We start from the raw sequence: 18,319 nt of genomic DNA, 5'->3' as shown, positions 1-18,319 counted from the left end.
TTCGCGCAACGGCACTCCCCCGGGGGATGTAACCGATCTACCATCCGGGGCCATGAGCCCGACACGAACAACTCTACCGGTCATCGCCTACTTCTCGATGGAGATCGCGCTGGAGGAGGGCATCCCGACCTACAGCGGCGGCCTCGGCGTGCTGGCCGGCGACATGATGCGCAGCGCGGCCGACCTCGGCGTGCCCATGGTCGCCGTCACGCTCGCCAGCCGGGCCGGCTACTTCCGCCAGGAGATCCACGACGGCGCGCAGGTCGAGCGCGCCGAGCACTGGGATCCGGCCCTGCGCTGCCGGCGCCTGCCGCTCAAGGTCGTGGTGCGTGTCGGCAGCCGCGACGTGTGGCTGGGTGCGTGGCAGTACGACGTCCCTTCCGCGCGGCGCGCGCAGATGGGCGTGCCGGTGATCCTGCTCGACACCGACCTGCCCGAGAACAACGAGGAGGACCGCACGCTGACGCACTGGCTGTACGGCGGCGACACCACCTACCGGCTGCGGCAGGAGATCGTCCTGGGCGTCGGCGGCGTGCGCATGTTGCGCACGCTGGGCCTGAAGGTGCAGAAGTACCACCTCAACGAGGGCCACTCGGCGCTGCTGACGCTCGAACTGCTGCGCGAGCTCGGCGCCTCGGAAGCGAGCGGTCCGCTGCTCGACGAGGCGATCGCGAACGTGCGCAGCCAGTGCGTGTTCACGACCCATACGCCGGTGGAAGCGGGCCACGACCGCTATTCCTATCCGCTCGCCGAGCAGTGGCTGGGCGGTCTGGTGGACCCGCGCATCCTGCGCTCGCTCGGCGGGCCGGAGCGGCTGAACATGACGCGGCTCGCGCTGGCCACCTGCGGCTGGGTGAACGGGGTGGCCGGGCGCCATGCGGAGACCTCGCGCGCGCTCTTCCCCGGCTACGAGGTGCACGCCATCACCAACGGCGTGCACGCGCAGCGCTGGACCTCCGAGCCCTTCCAGATGCTCTACGACCGCTACATCCCGCAGTGGCTGCACGAGCCCGAGCTGCTGGTGCGGGCGCTGCGCATCCCCCAGGACGAGATCGTCGCCGCGCACGCGCAGGCCAAGAACGCGCTGCTGGATTCCGTGGCGGGACTCGCGGGCGGCTCGCGGCTCGATCCGTCTCTCTGCACGATCGGCTTCGCGCGCCGCATGACCGATTACAAGCGCCCGGGCCTGCTGTTCTCCGACCTCGAGCGCATGCGCTCCATCGCGCGGCGCTTCCCCTTCCAGGTGATCGTGTCCGGAAAGGCGCATCCGCACGACCAGCCCGGGCACCGGCACATCGAGCAACTGCACAGCTGGGCCGGGGAGCTCGCGGACACCATCCCCGTGGTGTTCATCCCCGACTACCGGCTGGAGGTGGCGCGGCGAATGGTGAGTGGCGTGGACCTGTGGCTCAACACGCCGCAGCCGCCGCTGGAGGCCTCCGGCACCAGCGGCATGAAGGCCGCGCTCAACGGCGTGCCGAGCCTGAGCGTGCTGGACGGCTGGTGGATCGAAGGCTGGGAGGAGGGCATCACCGGCTGGGCCATCGGGATCGACGGCGGCGACCATGACGCGCACCGCCACGCGGCCTCGCTGTACGAGAAGCTCGAGACGACGGTGCTGCGCACTTTCTACGAGCACAGGCCGGCCTGGTCGATGATCATGAAGTCGGCCATCGCGCGCAACGGCTCCTACTTCAACAGCCACCGGATGATCCGGCGCTACGCCTCCGAAGCGTACTGGGGCTGATCCCGCCCGCGCGGCCGCCATGGCTCGCGCGGCTGTTGTCGACGCGCCCGCCCGGCGCCCGCACTTGCAGGCCCTTGACGAGGGTCAATCCCGACTGGCGCCGCGCGCGTCAATCTGTCCTCGACGATGCGATTGACCTTTCTCGGAGCCGCCGGCACGGTGACCGGCTCCAAGTACCTGCTGGAACATGACGGTCGCCGCGTGCTGGTCGATTGCGGACTGTTCCAGGGCCTCAAGCAGCTGCGCCTGCGCAACTGGGACCGCCTGCCGCTGCCCGCCTCGCAGGTCGATGCCGTGGTCCTCACGCACGCGCACATCGACCACAGCGGCTACCTGCCGGCGCTGGCGAAGCAGGGCTTCCGCGGCCCCGTGTTCAGCACCCCCGCGACGCAGGAGCTGGCCGCGCTGCTGCTGCCCGACTCCGGCCACCTGCAGGAGGAGGACGCCTTCTATGCCAACCGGCACGGCTTCTCCAGGCACAGCCCCGCCTTGCCGCTCTACACCGAGCAGGACGGGCGGCGGGTGCTGCAGCAGTTCCGGCCGCGCGGCTTCGGCGAGGCCTTCGAGCCGGTGCCGGGGCTCACGGTGCGCTTCAGCCCCGCCGGCCACATCCTCGGCGCCGCCAGCGTGCACGTGGCCTGGAACGGCGGCTCGCTGCTGTTCTCCGGCGACCTGGGGCGCGACGAAGACATCCTCATGCGGCCGCCTGCGCCGCCGCCGGCCGCCGGGCACGTCGTGATCGAATCGACCTATGGCGACCGCCTGCACGCGCGGGAGGACGTGGCCGCGACGCTGGCCGAGACGGTCCGGCGCACGGCCGGGCGCGGCGGCATCGTCGTCGTGCCGGCCTTCGCGGTCGGACGCGCGCAGGCGCTGCTGTACCTTCTCGCGACCCTGAAGCGCGAGCGCCGCATCCCCGACCTGCCGCTGTTCCTGAACAGCCCCATGGCGGCCGACGTGACCGACATCTACCACCGCCACCACGGGGAGCACCGCCTCGACGCCTCGCAGTGCGAGGCGATGTGCCTCTGCGCGCGCGTGGTCAACACGGTGGAGGAGTCGCGCAAGCTCAACGAACTGCGCTTCCCCGCCGTGATCGTCTCCGCCAGCGGCATGGCGACCGGCGGCCGCGTGGTGCACCACCTCAAGGCCTTCGCACCGGACCGCCGCAACACGATCCTGCTGGCCGGCTACCAGGCCGCGGGCACCCGCGGCGCGGCGCTTGCCGAAGGCGCGCGCACCCTCAAGATCCACGGCGACTACGTGCCCGTGCGAGCCGAGGTCGTGAGCCTCGGCTCGCTGTCGGCGCACGCCGATCGGGAGGAGCTGCTGCGCTGGATAGGGCGGCTGCCGGGCGCCCCGCGGCGGGTGTTCGTCACGCACGGCGAACCGGTTGCCGCCGACCGCCTGCGGCTCGCCATCGAGGAGCGGCATCGCTGGCCCTGCACCGTGGCGGAGCAGCTGCAGGCGGTGGATTTGTGAAGTCGGGGAGCTGAAGGGCATGCACATCGTCGGGCGCTTGCTGCGCATCAATCTCGCGCTGTGGGGCCACGTGCTTTGGTGGGTCCTGGTGCACTTCGGGCTGCGCCGGACGCGGGTCTCGCCGGCGCGGCGGCTGGCCGGAGTGCTGGAGAGCCTGGGCACCACCTTCGTCAAGCTGGGCCAGGGGCTGAGCCTGCACCGCGAGTTCCTGCCGGACGACTACGTGCAGGAACTGCAGCGGCTGCAGGACCACGTCGAGCCCTTCGACGCGGCGCTGGCCCGCGCCGAGGTGGAGCGCTCGTTCGGACCCATCGCCCAGGTGTTCGCCTCCTTCGACGAGCAGCCCTTCGCCGCCGGCTCGATCGCGCAGGTGCACCACGCCGCGATGCGGGACGGCCGGCAGGTCGTGGTCAAGATCCGCCGGCCCGGCATCCGCCGCACGATCGAGGAGGACACCCGCATCCTGCGCTGGTTCATCCGCAGCGTTCTGTGGCTGCTGCCCTCGGCGCGGCGCCTGCGGCCCTACGACCTCGTCGACGAGCTGGCGCGCAACCTGGCGCGCGAGATCGACTTCCGCCAGGAGGCGACGAACAACCGGCGCTTCGGCGAGATCTTCCGCGGCTCGCCGGACATCACCGTGCCGGGCGTCATCGACGACCTCTACACGGAATGGGTCATGGTGCAGGAGATGGTGCACGGCCGCCGCATCGACGATCCCGCGCTGGCCGACCAGGGCCCGCGCCTCGCCCGCGCGCTGGTCGAGGCCTACCTGTGGATGTTCTTCCACGAGGGCGTGTTCCACGCCGACCCGCATCCGGGCAACCTGATCGTGTGCGACGGCGGGCGGATCTGCCTGCACGACTTCGGCCTGGTCGGTTTCCTCGACCGGGGCACCCGCCTCAACCTCGTCGCCTTCATGCTGGCCTTCTCGCAGCAGGACGCCGACTGGGTGCTGGACGCCTTCCTCGACCTGGGCGTGCTGGCCGGCCACATCGACCGGCAGGAGCTGCGCATCGGGCAGGAGGAGATCATCCGCGACTATGCGCGCCGGCCCCTGGGCGAGTGGTCCTTCGGCGAGGTGTTCCTGCGCGTGACGCGCATGGGGCACGGCCACAGCATGCGCATGCCGCACCACCTGCTGGTGCTGATGCGGGCGATGTTCCTGATGGAAGCCAACGTGCGCCGGCTGGACCCGGAGTTCAACCTGGTGCAGGGCCTGTTCACGCGCGCCGCGGCGGTGCTGCGGGACTCGGAATCCAGCAGCCCGGTGGTGCCGGTGGACCGGCTGAAGTTCGAGGCGCTGCTGCTGGCGCGCCAGGCGCCGCGCAGCCTGGGCCGCATCGTGCACGAGTTCCGCGAGCTGGCGCAGGGCTGGGAGGCCCGCGCCTGGCGCGAGGAACGCGGCCGCCGCCACAGCGATCCTTCGCGCCGGCTGGCGGCGGCGGTGGCCGCCGTGGGCCTCTACCTCGCGTCCTCGTGGCTGCTGGTGCAGCGGCCCGGGCCGGAGCTGCTGGGCCTGCCCCTGCTGCCGGCCACGGGCTTCCTCTTCGCGGGGCTGCTCACCTGGACCTGCGTGCGCAGGGAGTGAGCCGCCCGCCCAGGCTCCCGGCTCAGAAGTGCGTCGACACGCCCACCACGAAGGCCCGGCTGGTCGTGAGCTGCACGCCGTTGACGTACTGGTACAGCGGCAGCTGGTAGTACGCGTAGGCCAGGAAGCGCTCGCCCAGCTTGTAGCTCAGGCCGGGGCTGAGGTAGACGAAGCGGCCGCCGCTGTCCTCCGGCTCGGCCTCGGCTCCGCTGTCGCGCTTCTTGAACACCGTGTTGAGCTGCACCAGGGCCGAGAAGCGCTGCGTCACGGGATGCGCGTAGCCCAGGTCCAGGCCCAGCTGCGCGCCCGGCTTGAAGTTGTCGTGCGAGTTCAGCGGCTGCTGCAGCCGCGCCTGCGCGAACCAGGCGGCACCGGTGGCGGCGATCTGCTGGTGGTAGTAGGCGCCCAGGATCAGGTCGGTGGTGCCGCTGCCCGGCTGCAGGCTGCGCTCGGCGATGTCGCCGTCGTCGTTCGCCACGTCGGTCTTGCCGGTGGGCAGCTTGAGCCCGAAGAAGGCGCCGGCGGTGCGCGGCGCGGCGTCGGAACCGGACAGCGCTTGCTGGTACCGGCCGACCACCTGCACGTCGCCCAGCTCGCGGAACTTCCACTGCTCGGGGATGACCTCGGCGCCGCCGTGGTGGTTGTGGATGTGGAAGTGGTCGCGATCCACGAGAGGCAGGATCGCCGAGACGCCCCAGCCGGACGCCCAGGTGTAGTTGTAGGTTCCGACGAGGTTCTTGTTGAAGGTGTGGACTTCGTCGTGGTGGCCGGGGATCTCGCCGACGGCGACCTTGCGGGAGCCGGCGCGCGGCTGGTCCTGCTTGATGTCCTCGTAGCGGAGGTCGAACGAACTGCCCTCGGCGAGGCCGGTGGTGCCGACGCCCCAGTCGGTGTTGATGGAGCAGAAGGCGGAGCCGCAGCTCGCCTGCGCACTGCCCGCGAACGCGGCCAGCAGGGCGAGGACGAGCGGGGCCGGCGAAATCTTGCGGGCACGGAAGGTGGAAGCGGCTTGCAGGCAAGCCCCATGGATCGGATGCACGGTATCTCCTGATGCGAAAAGGATCGAGCGCCGCGCTGGGCGGCGGAAAGACGAAAACGCGGGTCAGGAGAGAAGGGGCGGGCCGCGCGCCGGCGGGGGCGCGTCGGTGCGCACGCGCGGGGGAGCAGCCCCCGGTGCGGCGGCGGGATCGGTGGCGACTTCGCCGGCTGGTGCGGGCGCGAACTGCGTGGGCGGCGGGGCGGCCCCGTGCGCGCACAGCGGGCAGTGCGACGGCGAGCCCGAGGCGTGCCCTGCGTGGACATTGACGGCGACCTCGGTGTCGTCGCCCGCGGACTCCTCGGCCGCGTGGCCGTGGTGGCCTTCGTGGTCGACATGCGCGCCGGCGAGGGCCGCGGCGACCTGCGCGTCGCCGGTCCCCAGCGCGGGCGGCACCCCCGTGGTGGCCATCGCCACGAACCACAGCAACAGCCAGACCGCCAGGAGGCGGCCGAAGCGGCGGGCGTTGCGCAGTCCGTGCATGCTCAGACGTTCTTCTACGGCAGAGTATGCCCCGGTGGGCGTGCGATTGTCGGATGAACTGCTCGGATTTGACGAATGTCAGCCCGGCGGCTGGCGGCGGCGCAACGCGTTCCCTAGAATGGTTGGCATGCACAGGAGATCGCTGCTCGCCGCGCTGGCCGCCATGGGCCTGGCACCGGCGTGGGCTTTCCACGCGCTGCCAGAGAAGTTCGATTCCGCCCGCGACGCCGCGGCGGACCTGGAGCAGGCGCTGGTGCTCGCACAGGCGCAGCGCAAGCTGGTTTTCGTGGACGTGGGCGGCGAGTGGTGCTCGTGGTGCCACATCTTCGACCGCTTCGTCGCTGCGCATCCCGAGGTGCGGAACGCGCTGGCGGAGCGCTACATCGTGCTCAAGGTGAACTGGTCCCCGCAGAACCGCAACGAGAAGCTGCTCTCGCGGTTCCCGAGGCCAAGGGGCTATCCGCACTTCTACGTGCTGGACGACAGCGGGAAATTGCTCGCGTCCCAGGCGTCCGGCGAACTCGAGGCCGGCAAGGACTACGACGAGGCCAGGGTACTGGCCTTCCTGCGCCGGCAGCCGGCGGCCTCCTGACCGCCAGCCGGGCGCGCGGCGCCCTTACTTGGCCGCCTCGATGTGGGTGACGACCATCGCGCCCTTGTCGGACTCGGCGTGGAAGCGCACCTTGTCGCCCGCCTTCAGGCCCTTGAGCTGCTCGGGCTTGGTGGCGCGGAACACCATGGTCATGGCGCCCATGTCGAGGTTCTCGATGCGCTCGTGCTTGAGGGTGACCTGGCCCTTGGCAGCGTCGACCTTCTTCACCTCGCCCGCGGTCATCGCGGTGGCGGCCTGCTTGGCGGGCTCGCCGGCGGCCCAGGCGCCGGACAGCGCGCCCAGGGAAAGCGCCGCGGCCAGGACGTAGTGGATTCGTTTGCTCATGGAAAGACCTTCTCGAACGGTTGCTGCAATGTAACGCAAGCATGCAGGAGGCAAGCCGGAGGCCGGTTGAGCCGCGTCAACCGGGCCGGCCACTGACCCTGCGTTACTCCACGGCCGCCGCCGCGTCCGCCGGCACGGCTTCTTGCTGGCGCCGCGCCTGCCGCCGCAATTCCCATTCCTTGACCAGCGCATAGATCGCGGGGATCACGCCCAGGGTCAGGACGGTCGAGGACAGCATCCCCCCCACCATGGGCGCGGCGATGCGGCTCATGACCTCCGAGCCCGTGCCGGTGCCCCACAGGATGGGCAGCAGGCCGGCCATGATGGCCACCACGGTCATCATCTTGGGCCGCACCCGCTCCACCGCGCCTTCCATGATGGCGTGGTAGAGGTCGGCGACGCCGGGCCGGCGGCCTTCCAGGGCGCATTTCTGCCGCACCTGCGCCCAGGCGTGGTCGAGGTAGATCAGCATCACCACGCCGGTCTCCGCCGCCACGCCCGCGAGCGCGATGAAGCCCACCGCGACCGCCACCGACAGGTTGTAGCCCAGCGCCCACATCAGCCACACGCCGCCGACCAGCGCGAAGGGCACGGACAGCATCACGATCAGCGTTTCCGTCAGGCGCCGGAAGTTCAGGTACAGCAGCAGGAAGATCGTGAGCAGCGTGACCGGCACGACGATCTTCATGCGGTCGGCCGCCCGCTCCATGTACTCGAACTGCCCGCTCCAGGTGGCGTAGTAGCCGGGCGGGAACTTCACCTGCGCGGCGACGGCCTGGCGCGCCTCGGCCACGTAGGAACCGATGTCGCGGTCGCGGATGTCGACGTAGATGTAGGCGGACAGCAGCGCGTTCTCGGTGCGGATGCCGGGGGTGCCGCGGGCCACCTGCACCTTCGCCACCTGCCCCAGCGGCACCATCGTGCGGCCGTCCAGGGTGGGCACCAGCACTTCGCGCTCGATCTGCTGCGGGGTGGAGCGCAGGTCGCGCGGATAGCGCACGGTCACGCCGTAGCGCTCGCGGCCTTCCACCGTGGTGGTGACGATCTCGCCCCCCAGCGCGGTGCCGATCACGTCCTGCAGCTCGCCCACCGAGAGTCCGTAGCGCGCGAGCTGGGCGCGGTCCGGTTCGATGTTCAGGTAGGAGCCGCCGGTGATGCGCTCGGCGAAGGCCGAACTCGTGCCGGGCACGTTCTTCACCACGGACTCGATCTGCTTGGCGAGTGCTTCCATTTCCACCAGGTCCTTGCCGAACACCTTGATGCCGACGGGCGTGCGGATGCCGGTGGACAGCATGTCGATGCGGGCGCGGATCGGCATGGTCCAGGCGTTGGCGATGCCGGGGAACTGCAGCGCCTTGTCCATCTCGGCGATCAGCTTGTCCGTCGTCATGCCAGGGCGCCAGGCGGACGGGGGCTTGAGGTTGATGATCGTCTCGAACATCTCCACGGGCGCCGGGTCGGTGGCGGTGCCGGCGCGCCCGGCCTTGCCGTAGACCGAGGCGACCTCGGGGAAGCTCTTGATGATCTTGTCCTGCGTCTGCATCAGCTCCGCGGCCTTGGTGATGGACATGCCGGGCAGCGAGGAGGGCATGTACAGCAGCGTGCCCTCGTCGAGCGCGGGCATGAACTCGGTGCCCAGCCGGCTGGCGGGATAGAGCGTCGCCACCAGCAGCAGCAGGGCGCCCGCGATGGTCGCCTTCTTCCAGCGCATCACGCCCGCGATGAGGGGACGGTAGGCCCAGATCAGGAAGCGGTTCACCGGATTGCGCGCCTCCGGCAGGATGCGCCCGCGGATGAAGATCAGCATCAGCACCGGCACCAGCGTCACCGACAGCAGCGCCGCGCCCGCCATCGAGAAGGTCTTGGTGAAGGCCAGCGGCGCGAACAGGCGGCCCTCCTGCGCCTCCAGCGTGAACACCGGCAGGAAGGACACGGTGATGATCAGCAGCGAGAAGAACAGGGCCGGGCCCACCTCCTTGCACGCGGCCAGCATCGCCGCCGCCCGCTGCGCCGGCGTGTGCCGGGCCGGCAGCCGCTCCAGGTGCTTGTGCGCGTTCTCGATCATCACGATCGCCGCGTCCACCATGGCGCCGATGGCGATGGCGATGCCGCCCAGGCTCATGAGGTTGGAGTTCATCCCCAGCAGCCGCATGGCGATGAAGGCGATCAGCACGCCGACCGGCAGCATCAGGATGGCGACCAGCGCCGAGCGCACGTGCAGCAGGAACACGATGCACACCGCCGCCACGATGAGGCTTTCCTCGACCAGGGTGCGGGTCAGGGTGTCGATCGCGCGGTGGATCAGGTCCGAGCGGTCGTAGACCGGCTCGATCGTCACGCCGGCCGGCAGGCCGGAAGAGATCTCGGCGATCTTCTGCTTCACGTTGCCTATCACTTCCAGCGCGTTCTGCCCGTAGCGCGCCATGGCGATGCCGGAGACCACCTCGCCCTCGCCATTGAGCTCCGCCAGGCCGCGGCGCTCGTCGGGCGCCAGTTCCACCCGGGCGATGTCGCGGATCAGCACCGCGGTGCCGCCTTCCGTCTTGACCGCGAGCTGCTCGATGTCCGGGCGGCCGCGCAGGTAGCCCCTGCCGCGCACCATGTACTCGGTCTCCGCCATCTCCACCACCCGGCCGCCGACGTCGCGGTTGGAGTCGCGGATCACCTGCGTCACCTTGGCCAGCGGGATGCCGTAGCTGCGCAGCTTCGCCGGATCGACCGTCACCTGGTAGGTCTGCACGAAGCCACCGACCGAGGCCACTTCGGCAACCCCGTGCGCCTTGGTGAGCTGGTAGCGCACGAACCAGTCCTGCAGGCTGCGCAGCTCGGCCAGCGTGCGGTCCTTCGCCAGCAGCACGTACTGGTAGACCCAGCCCACGCCGGTTGCGTCCGGCCCGAGCTGCGGCGTCACGCCGCGCGGCAGCCGGCCGGCGGCGAAGTTGAGGTACTCCAGCACGCGGCTGCGCGCCCAGTAGATGTCGGTGCCGTCCTCGAAGATCACGTAGACGAAGGAGGCGCCGAAGAAGGAGAAGCCGCGCACCACCTTCGACTTGGGCACCGCCAGCATCGCGGTGGTGAGCGGATACGTGACCTGGTCCTCCACCACCTGGGGCGCCTGGCCGGGGAATTCGGTGTAGACGATCACCTGCACGTCCGACAGGTCGGGCAGGGCGTCGAGCGGCGTCTTCGCGATCGCGACCACCCCGCCGAGAATCGCGAACAGCGTGGCCATGAGGACCAGGAAGGGATTGCGTCCCGACCAGGCGATGAGCTTGGCAAGCATCGCGGGCTCCTTCAGCGGTGGGTGATCGAGGTGATCACCCATTCGCCCTGCTGCCGCTCGACGAACTCGAAGTCGACCTGGATGCCGGGCCTGAGGCCGCGCAGCAGGCTCTCGTTGGCGACCCTGAACTCCATGGTCATCGCCGGCCACTTCAGGCTGGCGATGGGGCCGTGCTTCAGGCTCACGGTGCCGGCCTTCGCATCGATGCCGTCGACGCTGCCCTGGCCCTTGTGTCCCGCCGCCGGCGCGCTGGCGGAGGCGGCGCCGAGCGCCGGCACGCCGTGGCCGGCATGGCCGCCGAGCGAGTGCACCGCGGCCTTCAGGTTGCTCTCGGCGTCGATCAGGAAGTTGGCTGCCACGACCGCCTGCTCGCCCTCGCGCAGGCCTTCCAGCACCTGCACGTAGGCGGCGCTGCGGGCGCCGAGCTTCACCTCGCGCGGCTCGAAGCGGCCCTCGCCCAGCTGGACCAGCACCACGGTGCGCGTGCCGCTGTCGATCACGGCGGAATCCGGCACCGTCAGCACCGGCCGCGGATCGCCGGCGGGCAGTTCCACCTGCGCGAACATCGCGGGCTTCAGCAGCTGGCCCGGGTTGGCCAGCTCGATGCGCACGGGCACCGTGCGGGTCTCGGCCTTGAGCGTGGGGTACACGTAGGTGACGGTGCCGGGGAAGGTCCGCTCCGGGTAGGCGTTGATGCGCACCGCCGCCCTGGCGCCGGGCCGCATCGCGGCGATGTCCTGCTCGAAGACGTCGGCGATGACCCAGACGGCGCCGAGGTCCGTGACCTGGTACAGCATCTCGCCGGCGCTGAAGCGCATGCCCTGCACGGCCTTCTTCTCGGTGACGATGCCGCCCACCGGCGAGCGGAAGGTGACGGTGCGGCGCACTTCGCCCGTGCGGGCCAGCGCCTCGACCTGGTCCGGCGGCAGGTCCCAGTTGCGCAGCCGCGCCAGGCTGGATTCGGCGAGCTGCTTCATGCCGGCGGCGGCGTCGCTGCCGGCAGTGGCCAGCGAGCGCATGCCCTGCACCGCGATCGCGTACTCGCGCTGCGCCGACACCAGCTCGGGGCTGTAGACCTCGAACAAGGGCTGGCCGCGGCCCACCGGCTGGCCGGTGGCGTTCACGTGCAGGCGCTCGACGTAGCCCTCGAACTTGGCGGTGACGGTGTAGACGCGGCGCTCGTCCGGCTCGACCCGGCCGCTCGCGCGCACCGTACGGGCCAGCGGCCGCAGGGCCACGGCCTCGACCCGCACGCCCAGCTTCTGCACCTTGTCGGCGCTGATGCGCACCTGGCCGGCGCTGCCGCGGTCGGCCTCCTCGCCTTCGTAGACCGGGAGGTAGTCCATGCCCATCGGGTCCTTCTTGGGCGTGGCGGAGGTGTCCGGCAACCCCATCGGGTTGCGGTAGTAGAGGATCCGGCGTTCGCCTGAGGCGGGCGTGGCCGGGCCGGAGGCGCCGGGCGCGGCGGCGGTGCTGGCGCCGGCCGGATGCTGGCGCGCCTCCCACCACCTGCCGCCGACCGTACCGGCGACCGCCATGGCGAGGGCAAGGGCGAGGACGGTCGTGTTCTTCACAGCGCTTCTCCCAGGGTGCGTTCGATCTCGGCGATGCGCATCTGCTGCTCGGCCTGCACCTTCAGCAGGTCCAGCCGCGCCTTGCGGGTCTGGCGCTGCGCCTCCAGCAGGGTGGCGAAATCGACCTTGCCGTTCTCGTAGGCGGCCACGGCGGATTGCAGGACCAGCTCCGACTGCGGCAGCTGGCGGGTGGCGATCAGCACCTCGTTGCGGCGGGCCGCGTCCAGCGCCGAAAGCTGCTCCTCGAGGTCGGCGGCGGCCTGGTTGGCGGCCGCCTCGGCGCGCGCGCGGGCTGCTTCCAGCATGGCGGCGGCTTCGCTCTCCTGCGCGCGGCGCACGTCCTGCTGCAACGGGATGTTCATCTCCACCATCACGCCCCAGGTCGTGATGCGCGAGCCCACCTGGGTGGGGAAGACGCCGACGTTGAAGTCCGGATAGCGGTTGCGCTGGGCCAGGTCGCGGTTGGCCTGCGCGGCCTGCAGGCGCGCGGCTTCCGTGCGCACGGTGGCGTTGCTCTCGCGCACGCGTGCGGCCAGGGCCTGCGGCTCCAGCGCAGGGGCGAGCACCACGGGCAGCGCGCGGGGCTCCGCCAGGCCGGCGGCCGGCGCGCGGCCCAGCAGCGCGTTGATGCGCGCCTGCAGCTGCCGCTTCTCGTTGGCGGCGGCGATCAGCTCGGAGCGGATCGCGGTCTGCTCCAGCTGGGCGCGGATCGCGTCCTGCTGGGGCGCCAGCCCGCTGGCGTAGCGCGCCTGCGCCACCTGCTCCAGGCGGGTGACCAGCTCCAGCAGCTCGCCGGTGATGCGCTCGTTGTGCGCGGCGAGGTAGTACTGGGCGAAGGCCGTGCGCAGGCGCATCGCCTGCTCGGCCCAGGTGGCCGTGGCGCGCGCCTCGGACTGGCGGGCGTCGGCGGCCGCGGCTTCCCGCCGCAGCTCGCGCTTGCCCCAGTAGGGCAGCTGCTGCATGAACGTGTACTTGGTCTCGCCGACCTTGGACGGCAGCAGGCTGAAGCCGGCGTCGTTGCCGTAGTTGTTGATGTTCATGAGCTCGACCCGCAGCACGGGGTCGGGCAGGGCGCCGGCCGGCTGCACGCGCTGCGCCGCCGCCTGCGCCTCGTGCCGCATGGCGGCGAGCTCGGGGTTGTGCTGCCGCGCGTAATCCAGCAGCGACGGGAGGTCGGCACCCAGCGGCGCGGTCTGCGCCACCGCCCACGCGGGGGCGGCGAGCAGCAGGAGGAAGCTTGCGCGCAGCCGGGACGGGCTGCAGGAGGAAAGCATGTTCTTCTCCGGAGGGCCAGGACGCGGCGAAAGCCGCGGGGCGGCGGGCCGGTGGCCTGCCGCGGACGCGTGCGGACACGCGGGCGCTAGAGCGCCAGCCTCAGGAAGAAGATGGGGATGTCGTGGCCGCTGCCCGGATCGGGCGAGGCGGCCGGCCAGGGCGCCGGTTCGGCGCCGGGTTCCCAGGCCAGCATGGACAGCACCAGCGGCGCGGGCAGGGCGGCTGCCGGCTGCACGGCCGGCACGGAGACGGTGACCGGCTCGCTCCAGGCCTCGATGGCCTTCATCTCGGCGCAGCACTCTTCGCAGTCGATGTACACCTTGGAGGTACAGGTGTGGGCGAAGGCCACGCCGGTCGCGAACAGCCAGGCCAGCAGCACGAGGGCGGCGAAGCGGGGAAGCCGTAGGCGAAGGGCGGTCATGCGCGGGAACCGGTTGCATCGAATCATAACCGGCGCCCGGCACGGTCCCTTGATGCCGCTCAATGGCGCTCGGCCGAGGCGATCCGCGGCGTCGCGCAGGGGGTGCTCTAGGCCTTGTTGTACGAGGCGTAGACCTTGGTGGTGCCGCCCTTGCCGACCAGCAGAACGTCGTAAGGGTCCTTGCGGCCCTGGTACACGGGGGCGTCCATGCCCGGCGAGCCGACCGGCATGCCGGGCACGGTGAGGCCGACGGCCTCCGGCTTTTCCTTGAGCAGCCTGCGGATCTCGCGGGCCGGGACGTGGCCCTCGACGGCGTAGCCGCCGACGATGCCGGTGTGGCAGGAGGCGAGGCGCTCCGGCAGGCCCATCTTCGCGCGCAGCGCGTCGTTGCCGCCGGAATGCACCTTCACCGCGAAACCGTTGGCCTGCAGGTGCCTGGCCCAGTCCTCGCAGCAGCCGCATTCGGGAGCCTTCCAGATCTCGACCAGGACCTTGGCGGGCTGCTGGGCCATGGACGCGAAGGGCAGGGCGGCGAGAGCGGCCAGCAGGCTGCGGCGGGTGGGCTTCTCGTTCATGAATGCTTTCCTGTGATACGGACTGCGCATGGACAGGCATGCGCCGGGAGGTATGTTACGGTGCAAGATAGCCGTGGGATCGACGAAGGACAAGTCCTACAGTTGATCCGGAAGATGCTGACAGGGGCGTAACGCTGGGCTTCCTACAGTGACAGCTTGCACCGGCAGCCCGCCGGAACCCTGGACCAACCGACACCGACAGAGGATCCCCATGAACGCTGAAACCTCCACCGAGAACCCCTTCCCGACCAGCACCGAGTCGTCGGGCGGCACCGGTGCGGCGGGCCTGAACGGCGAAGCGAGCCGCGTCCGCCGCATGGCCCAGAGCCTGCACGAGGCCGTCGACTCGCTGGAACAGAAGATCGGCTCGGGCAGCGAGCGCGTGATGGGCCTGCAGGAGGAATACGGCAACATGGCCCGCGACCAGGTCCGGGCCAACCCGCTGGCCGCCCTGGGCGTGGCCTTCGCCGCGGGCTTCATCGTCGCACGCATCCTGCGCTGAGCCTCTTTCGCCCGTTGCATCCGGGCATCGCCGCCAGCCTGGCGGCGGCGGCGCTGTTCGGCGCCGCCGCCCCGCTGGCGAAGCTGTTGCTGGCGCAGGTCGATCCCTGGCTGCTGGCCGCCTTGCTCTATCTCGGCTCCGGCTGCGGGCTGGCCCTGTGGCGGGCGCTGCGCCGGGAGCCGCCGGTGCGCCTGGCGCCGGGCGAAGCGCGCTGGTTCGCCGGCGCGGTGCTCGCCGGCGGAGTGGCCGGCCCCGTGCTGCTGATGCTGGGCCTCGCGCGCCTGCCGGCCTCGCAGGCTTCCCTGCTGCTCAATGGCGAGGCGGTGCTGACGGCCCTGCTCGCCTGGGTCGTGTTCCGCGAGAACGTGGACCGGCGGGTCGGCTTCGGCATGGTGGCGATCGTGGCCGGCGGCGTCGTGCTGGCCTGGCCCAGCGCGGCGGCGGGCGCGGCGTCCGGCGCCGCCGCCCTGCTGGTCCTCGGCGCCTGCCTCGCGTGGGCCGTCGACAACAACCTCACGCGCAAGGTGTCGCTGGCCGACGCGACCTGGATCGCGATGGTGAAGGGGCTCGCCGCCGGCGGCACCAACCTCCTGCTCGCGCTGGCCCTGGGCGCGCCCTGGCCGCCCGGGTCCGTGGCCGGCGCCGCGGGCCTGCTGGGGTTCTTCAGCTACGGCGTGAGCCTGGTGCTCTTCGTGCTGGGGCTGCGCTCGCTCGGCACTGCACGCACCGGCGCCTACTTCTCGGTCGCGCCTTTCTTCGGCGCGCTGCTCGCGGTGCTGCTGCTCGGCGACCCGCTGGACTGGCGCCTGGGCGCCGCCGCGGCGCTGATGGCGCTGGGCGTGTGGCTGCACGTCACCGAGCGCCACGAGCACCTGCATTCGCACGAAGCGCTGGGGCACGCCCACGAGCACGTGCACGGCGGCGACCCGCACCACGACCACGCGCACGTGCCGCCGGTGCCTCCGGGCACGCGGCACAGCCACCCGCACCACCACGAGCCGCTGCTGCATTCGCATCCGCACTACCCGGACGCGCACCACCGGCACGAGCACTGAGGAGGATCGCCCGCATGCCGCGCCGCCCCGTCAACGTCCATTCCGCCTACCACGCGCACGTCTACTTCGATGCGGACACCGTGGACCAGGCGCGTGCCCTGTGCGAGGAGGCCGGGCGCCGGTTCAAGGTCGCCGTCGGGCGCGTGCACGAGAAGAACGTGGGGCCGCATCCGCGCTGGAGTTGCCAGCTGGCGTTCTCCGCCGCCGAATTCGAGCGCCTGGTGCCGTGGCTGGAGGCGCATCGCAACGGCCTCGACATCCTGGTGCACGGCCTCAGCGGGGACGCGCTCAGGGACCACACCGAGTACGCGTACTGGCTCGGCCAGGACTGGCCGCTGGACCTCGAGGCGCTGCGCTGAAGGGCCAGGGCGGCCTCGCGTCGCATCCGTGACCCCGCCCGGGCTTCTCCCCATGCAGCCGGGCCGGGCTTTGGCTAAGGTTCGCGGCTCCAGCAGACAGAATCCCTCCATGGACCGCCCGCACTTCAAGTCCTGGCCGCGCCGCCTGCCCCGCGCCCTCACGCCGCCCGCCACCTCGCTCTGGGACAACCTCGCCACCAGTGCCCGCCGCTATCCCGACAAGCCCGCGGTGGTGTTCTTCGGCCGCGTGCTTCCCTATGCCGAAGTGCTGCGGCAGGCCGAGCGCCTCGCCGCGCGCCTGCACGCCCTGGGCGTGCGCAAGGGCGACCGCGTGCTGCTGGACATGCAGAACTGCCCGCAACTGCTCATCGCGCACTTCGCCATCCTGCGCGCCAACGCGGTGGTCGTGCCGGTGAACCCGATGAACCGCGCGGAGGAATTGAAGCACTACATCACCGATCCCGACGCCCGGGTCGCGATCACCACCGGCGACCTGGCGGCCGAGATCGCGAAGGCCAACGCGCAGCTGCCGGTGGGCGAGCGGCTCGCGCACCTGGTCGTGACGCAGTTCACCGATGCCTTCGATCCGCAGGCGCCGCACACCGGGCCCATGCCGGAGGCGTGGAAGTCCTGGCTGCTCACGCGCCATCCGCTGCCGGAACTGCCGGGCGGCCAGGTGCTGGCCTGGACCGACGCGCTCGCCAACGAGCTGCCGCTGCCGCCGCTCGAGGTGGGGCCCCAGGACCTGGCCGTGCTGCCCTACACCAGCGGGACGACGGGCAACCCGAAAGGCTGCATGCACCCGCACCGCAGCCTGATGCACAACGCGCTGGCGAGCTGCTTCTGGGGCAACGCCACGCCGGAAGCGGTGACGCTGCTGGTGGTGCCGATGTTCCACATCACGGGCATGGTGAGCCTGATGCACGCCAACATCTACATCGGCGCCACCATCGTCATGATGCCCCGCTGGGACCGCGACCTGGCCGGCTGGCTGATCTCGAACTGGAAGGTCAGCACCTGGACCAACATCCCGACGATGGTGATCGACCTGCTGGCGAGCCCGAACTTCCCGCAGTACGACCTGTCGAGCCTGCAGCACATCGGCGGCGGCGGCGCCGCGATGCCGCAGGCCGTGGCGCAGCGCCTGCAGGAGCAGTTCGGCCTGCGCTACGTCGAAGGCTACGGCCTCACCGAGACGGCCGCGCCCTCGCACAGCAATCCGCCCGATGCGCCGAAGCAGCAGTGCCTGGGCATTCCCTTCCTCGGCTGCGACGCGCGCGTGGTCGATCCCGAGACGCTGAAGGAACTGCCACCCGGCGAGCAGGGCGAGATCATCATCCACGGCCCCATGGTGTTCGACGGCTACTGGAAGCGGCCGGAGGCCACGCAGGCCGCCTTCATCGAATTCGAGGGCAAGCGCTTCTTCCGCTCGGGCGACCTGGGCCGCACCGACGAGGACGGCTACTTCTTCCTGACCGACCGGCTCAAGCGCATGATCAACGCCTCGGGCTACAAGGTCTGGCCGGCCGAGGTGGAGGCCCTGATGTTCCGCCACCCCGCGATCCAGGAGGCCTGCGTGATCTCGGCGCGCGACAGCTATCGCGGCGAGACCGTGAAGGCCGTGGTCGTGCTGCGGCCCGCGCATCGCGGGCAGGTCAGCGAAGAGGACATCGTGCAGTGGTGCCGCGAGAACATGGCCGTGTACAAGGTGCCGCGCATCGTGCAGTTCGTGGACGCGCTGCCCAAGAGCGGCAGCGGCAAGGTGATGTGGCGCGCGCTGCAGGAAGCCGAAGCCCGCGCGTGACGCCGGACAAAGCACGACGCAACTGTCGGAATCAGCCTACAGGGGGCCCGTTGCGCAGCCGTTAGGATCGTTGCGCAGCCGCTTCCCGTCCGCGGCCATTGCCACCGGATGAGACGCCCAGTACCCCTCGCTTTCCACCCCGCACAGGCGCGTGCCTCGACCGGCAGCCCCGGTCTCGGCGCCGTCCTGGGTGGCGGG

The 18,319-nt window shown here is 71.0% G+C and carries 16 protein-coding genes; 8 read left to right on the top strand and 8 right to left on the bottom strand.

What is annotated here, in order from left to right; all coding sequences use genetic code 11:
- The first annotated feature begins 52 nt into the window (after positions 1 to 52).
- The 3 genes from glgP (at position 53) to JJ685_RS05810 (ending at position 4,817) form a co-directional block, all read left to right on the top strand.
- A complete protein-coding gene (gene glgP / locus JJ685_RS05820) occupies positions 53 to 1,747 on the top strand; it encodes an alpha-glucan family phosphorylase (protein ID WP_201673248.1) in 1,695 nt (564 codons plus the stop codon).
- A 126-nt stretch (positions 1,748 to 1,873) separates the two neighbouring features.
- Positions 1,874 to 3,229 carry an MBL fold metallo-hydrolase gene (locus JJ685_RS05815; protein ID WP_201673247.1) on the top strand — a complete coding sequence of 452 codons (1,356 nt, stop codon included), beginning with the start codon at positions 1,874 to 1,876 and terminating at the stop codon, positions 3,227 to 3,229.
- A gap of 19 nt (positions 3,230 to 3,248) precedes the next feature.
- Positions 3,249 to 4,817 (top strand): ABC1 kinase family protein, encoded by a 1,569-nt coding sequence (locus tag JJ685_RS05810; protein ID WP_201673246.1) that lies wholly within the window; start codon positions 3,249 to 3,251, stop codon positions 4,815 to 4,817.
- A gap of 22 nt (positions 4,818 to 4,839) precedes the next feature.
- Here the strand turns inward: JJ685_RS05810 and JJ685_RS05805 are convergent, their stop codons facing one another.
- Both JJ685_RS05805 and JJ685_RS05800 read right to left on the bottom strand, forming a co-directional pair.
- Complete coding sequence (locus tag JJ685_RS05805) at positions 4,840 to 5,856, bottom strand: transporter (RefSeq protein WP_201673245.1); 1,017 nt, start codon at positions 5,854 to 5,856, stop codon at positions 4,840 to 4,842.
- A gap of 63 nt (positions 5,857 to 5,919) precedes the next feature.
- Complete coding sequence (locus JJ685_RS05800; protein ID WP_201673244.1) at positions 5,920 to 6,336, bottom strand: DUF2946 family protein; 417 nt, start codon at positions 6,334 to 6,336, stop codon at positions 5,920 to 5,922.
- 127 nt (positions 6,337 to 6,463) lie between these two features.
- Here JJ685_RS05800 and JJ685_RS05795 point away from each other — a divergent pair, with 127 nt between their 5' ends.
- Positions 6,464 to 6,928 carry a thioredoxin family protein gene (locus JJ685_RS05795; protein ID WP_201673243.1) on the top strand — a complete coding sequence of 155 codons (465 nt, stop codon included), beginning with the start codon at positions 6,464 to 6,466 and terminating at the stop codon, positions 6,926 to 6,928.
- Between the two features lie 24 nt (positions 6,929 to 6,952).
- Here the strand turns inward: JJ685_RS05795 and JJ685_RS05790 are convergent, their stop codons facing one another.
- From JJ685_RS05790 to JJ685_RS05765, 6 genes are all read right to left on the bottom strand, one after another.
- Complete coding sequence (locus tag JJ685_RS05790; RefSeq protein ID WP_201673242.1) at positions 6,953 to 7,273, bottom strand: copper-binding protein; 321 nt, start codon at positions 7,271 to 7,273, stop codon at positions 6,953 to 6,955.
- Positions 7,274 to 7,376: 103 nt separating this feature from the next.
- Positions 7,377 to 10,556: an efflux RND transporter permease subunit gene (locus JJ685_RS05785; protein ID WP_201673241.1), complete on the bottom strand. Its 3,180-nt coding sequence runs from the start codon at positions 10,554 to 10,556 to the stop codon at positions 7,377 to 7,379.
- Positions 10,557 to 10,567: 11 nt separating this feature from the next.
- A complete protein-coding gene (locus JJ685_RS05780) occupies positions 10,568 to 12,130 on the bottom strand; it encodes an efflux RND transporter periplasmic adaptor subunit (RefSeq protein ID WP_330901705.1) in 1,563 nt (520 codons plus the stop codon).
- Positions 12,127 to 13,404, bottom strand: a complete 1,278-nt coding sequence (locus tag JJ685_RS05775) for a TolC family protein (RefSeq protein ID WP_201673240.1) — start codon at positions 13,402 to 13,404, stop codon at positions 12,127 to 12,129. Before JJ685_RS05775 ends, JJ685_RS05780 begins: the two co-directional genes overlap by 4 nt.
- A gap of 86 nt (positions 13,405 to 13,490) precedes the next feature.
- Positions 13,491 to 13,826 carry a hypothetical protein gene (locus tag JJ685_RS05770; protein WP_201673239.1) on the bottom strand — a complete coding sequence of 112 codons (336 nt, stop codon included), beginning with the start codon at positions 13,824 to 13,826 and terminating at the stop codon, positions 13,491 to 13,493.
- Between the two features lie 107 nt (positions 13,827 to 13,933).
- Positions 13,934 to 14,401 carry a DUF411 domain-containing protein gene (locus tag JJ685_RS05765; RefSeq protein WP_201673238.1) on the bottom strand — a complete coding sequence of 156 codons (468 nt, stop codon included), beginning with the start codon at positions 14,399 to 14,401 and terminating at the stop codon, positions 13,934 to 13,936.
- Positions 14,402 to 14,612: 211 nt separating this feature from the next.
- Between JJ685_RS05765 and JJ685_RS05760 the strand changes: the two genes are divergently transcribed.
- From JJ685_RS05760 to JJ685_RS05745, 4 genes are all read left to right on the top strand, one after another.
- Positions 14,613 to 14,903, top strand: coding sequence for a hypothetical protein (locus JJ685_RS05760; RefSeq protein ID WP_201673237.1), 291 nt, complete (start codon positions 14,613 to 14,615; stop codon positions 14,901 to 14,903).
- A 14-nt stretch (positions 14,904 to 14,917) separates the two neighbouring features.
- Positions 14,918 to 15,958, top strand: coding sequence for a DMT family transporter (locus JJ685_RS05755; protein WP_201673236.1), 1,041 nt, complete (start codon positions 14,918 to 14,920; stop codon positions 15,956 to 15,958).
- Between the two features lie 14 nt (positions 15,959 to 15,972).
- A complete protein-coding gene (locus tag JJ685_RS05750; protein ID WP_201673235.1) occupies positions 15,973 to 16,317 on the top strand; it encodes a DOPA 4,5-dioxygenase family protein in 345 nt (114 codons plus the stop codon).
- A gap of 109 nt (positions 16,318 to 16,426) precedes the next feature.
- Entirely contained in the window at positions 16,427 to 18,121 is a 1,695-nt protein-coding gene (locus tag JJ685_RS05745; RefSeq protein WP_201673234.1) for a long-chain fatty acid--CoA ligase, read from the top strand.
- Positions 18,122 to 18,319: the final 198 nt, after the last annotated feature.

The organism is Ramlibacter monticola (assembly GCF_016722785.1).
Taxonomy (GTDB): Bacteria; Pseudomonadota; Gammaproteobacteria; order Burkholderiales; family Burkholderiaceae_C; genus Ramlibacter; species Ramlibacter monticola.
This window is presented reverse-complemented; position numbering and strand designations above follow the sequence as displayed.

Excerpts from the sequence above, each read along its gene's own strand:
- JJ685_RS05785 (WP_201673241.1), bottom strand. The coding sequence starts at position 10,556 with ATGCTTGCCAAGCTCATCGCCTGGTCGGGACGCAATCCCTTCCTGGTC.
- JJ685_RS05765 (WP_201673238.1), bottom strand. The coding sequence starts at position 14,401 with ATGAACGAGAAGCCCACCCGCCGCAGCCTGCTGGCCGCTCTCGCCGCC.
- JJ685_RS05750 (WP_201673235.1), top strand. The coding sequence starts at position 15,973 with ATGCCGCGCCGCCCCGTCAACGTCCATTCCGCCTACCACGCGCACGTC.
- JJ685_RS05770 (WP_201673239.1), bottom strand. The coding sequence starts at position 13,826 with ATGACCGCCCTTCGCCTACGGCTTCCCCGCTTCGCCGCCCTCGTGCTG.
- JJ685_RS05745 (WP_201673234.1), top strand. The coding sequence starts at position 16,427 with ATGGACCGCCCGCACTTCAAGTCCTGGCCGCGCCGCCTGCCCCGCGCC.
- JJ685_RS05790 (WP_201673242.1), bottom strand. The coding sequence starts at position 7,273 with ATGAGCAAACGAATCCACTACGTCCTGGCCGCGGCGCTTTCCCTGGGC.
- JJ685_RS05795 (WP_201673243.1), top strand. The coding sequence starts at position 6,464 with ATGCACAGGAGATCGCTGCTCGCCGCGCTGGCCGCCATGGGCCTGGCA.
- JJ685_RS05815 (WP_201673247.1), top strand. The coding sequence starts at position 1,874 with ATGCGATTGACCTTTCTCGGAGCCGCCGGCACGGTGACCGGCTCCAAG.
- JJ685_RS05760 (WP_201673237.1), top strand. The coding sequence starts at position 14,613 with ATGAACGCTGAAACCTCCACCGAGAACCCCTTCCCGACCAGCACCGAG.
- JJ685_RS05775 (WP_201673240.1), bottom strand. The coding sequence starts at position 13,404 with ATGCTTTCCTCCTGCAGCCCGTCCCGGCTGCGCGCAAGCTTCCTCCTG.
- glgP (WP_201673248.1), top strand. The coding sequence starts at position 53 with ATGAGCCCGACACGAACAACTCTACCGGTCATCGCCTACTTCTCGATG.
- JJ685_RS05810 (WP_201673246.1), top strand. The coding sequence starts at position 3,249 with ATGCACATCGTCGGGCGCTTGCTGCGCATCAATCTCGCGCTGTGGGGC.
- JJ685_RS05800 (WP_201673244.1), bottom strand. The coding sequence starts at position 6,336 with ATGCACGGACTGCGCAACGCCCGCCGCTTCGGCCGCCTCCTGGCGGTC.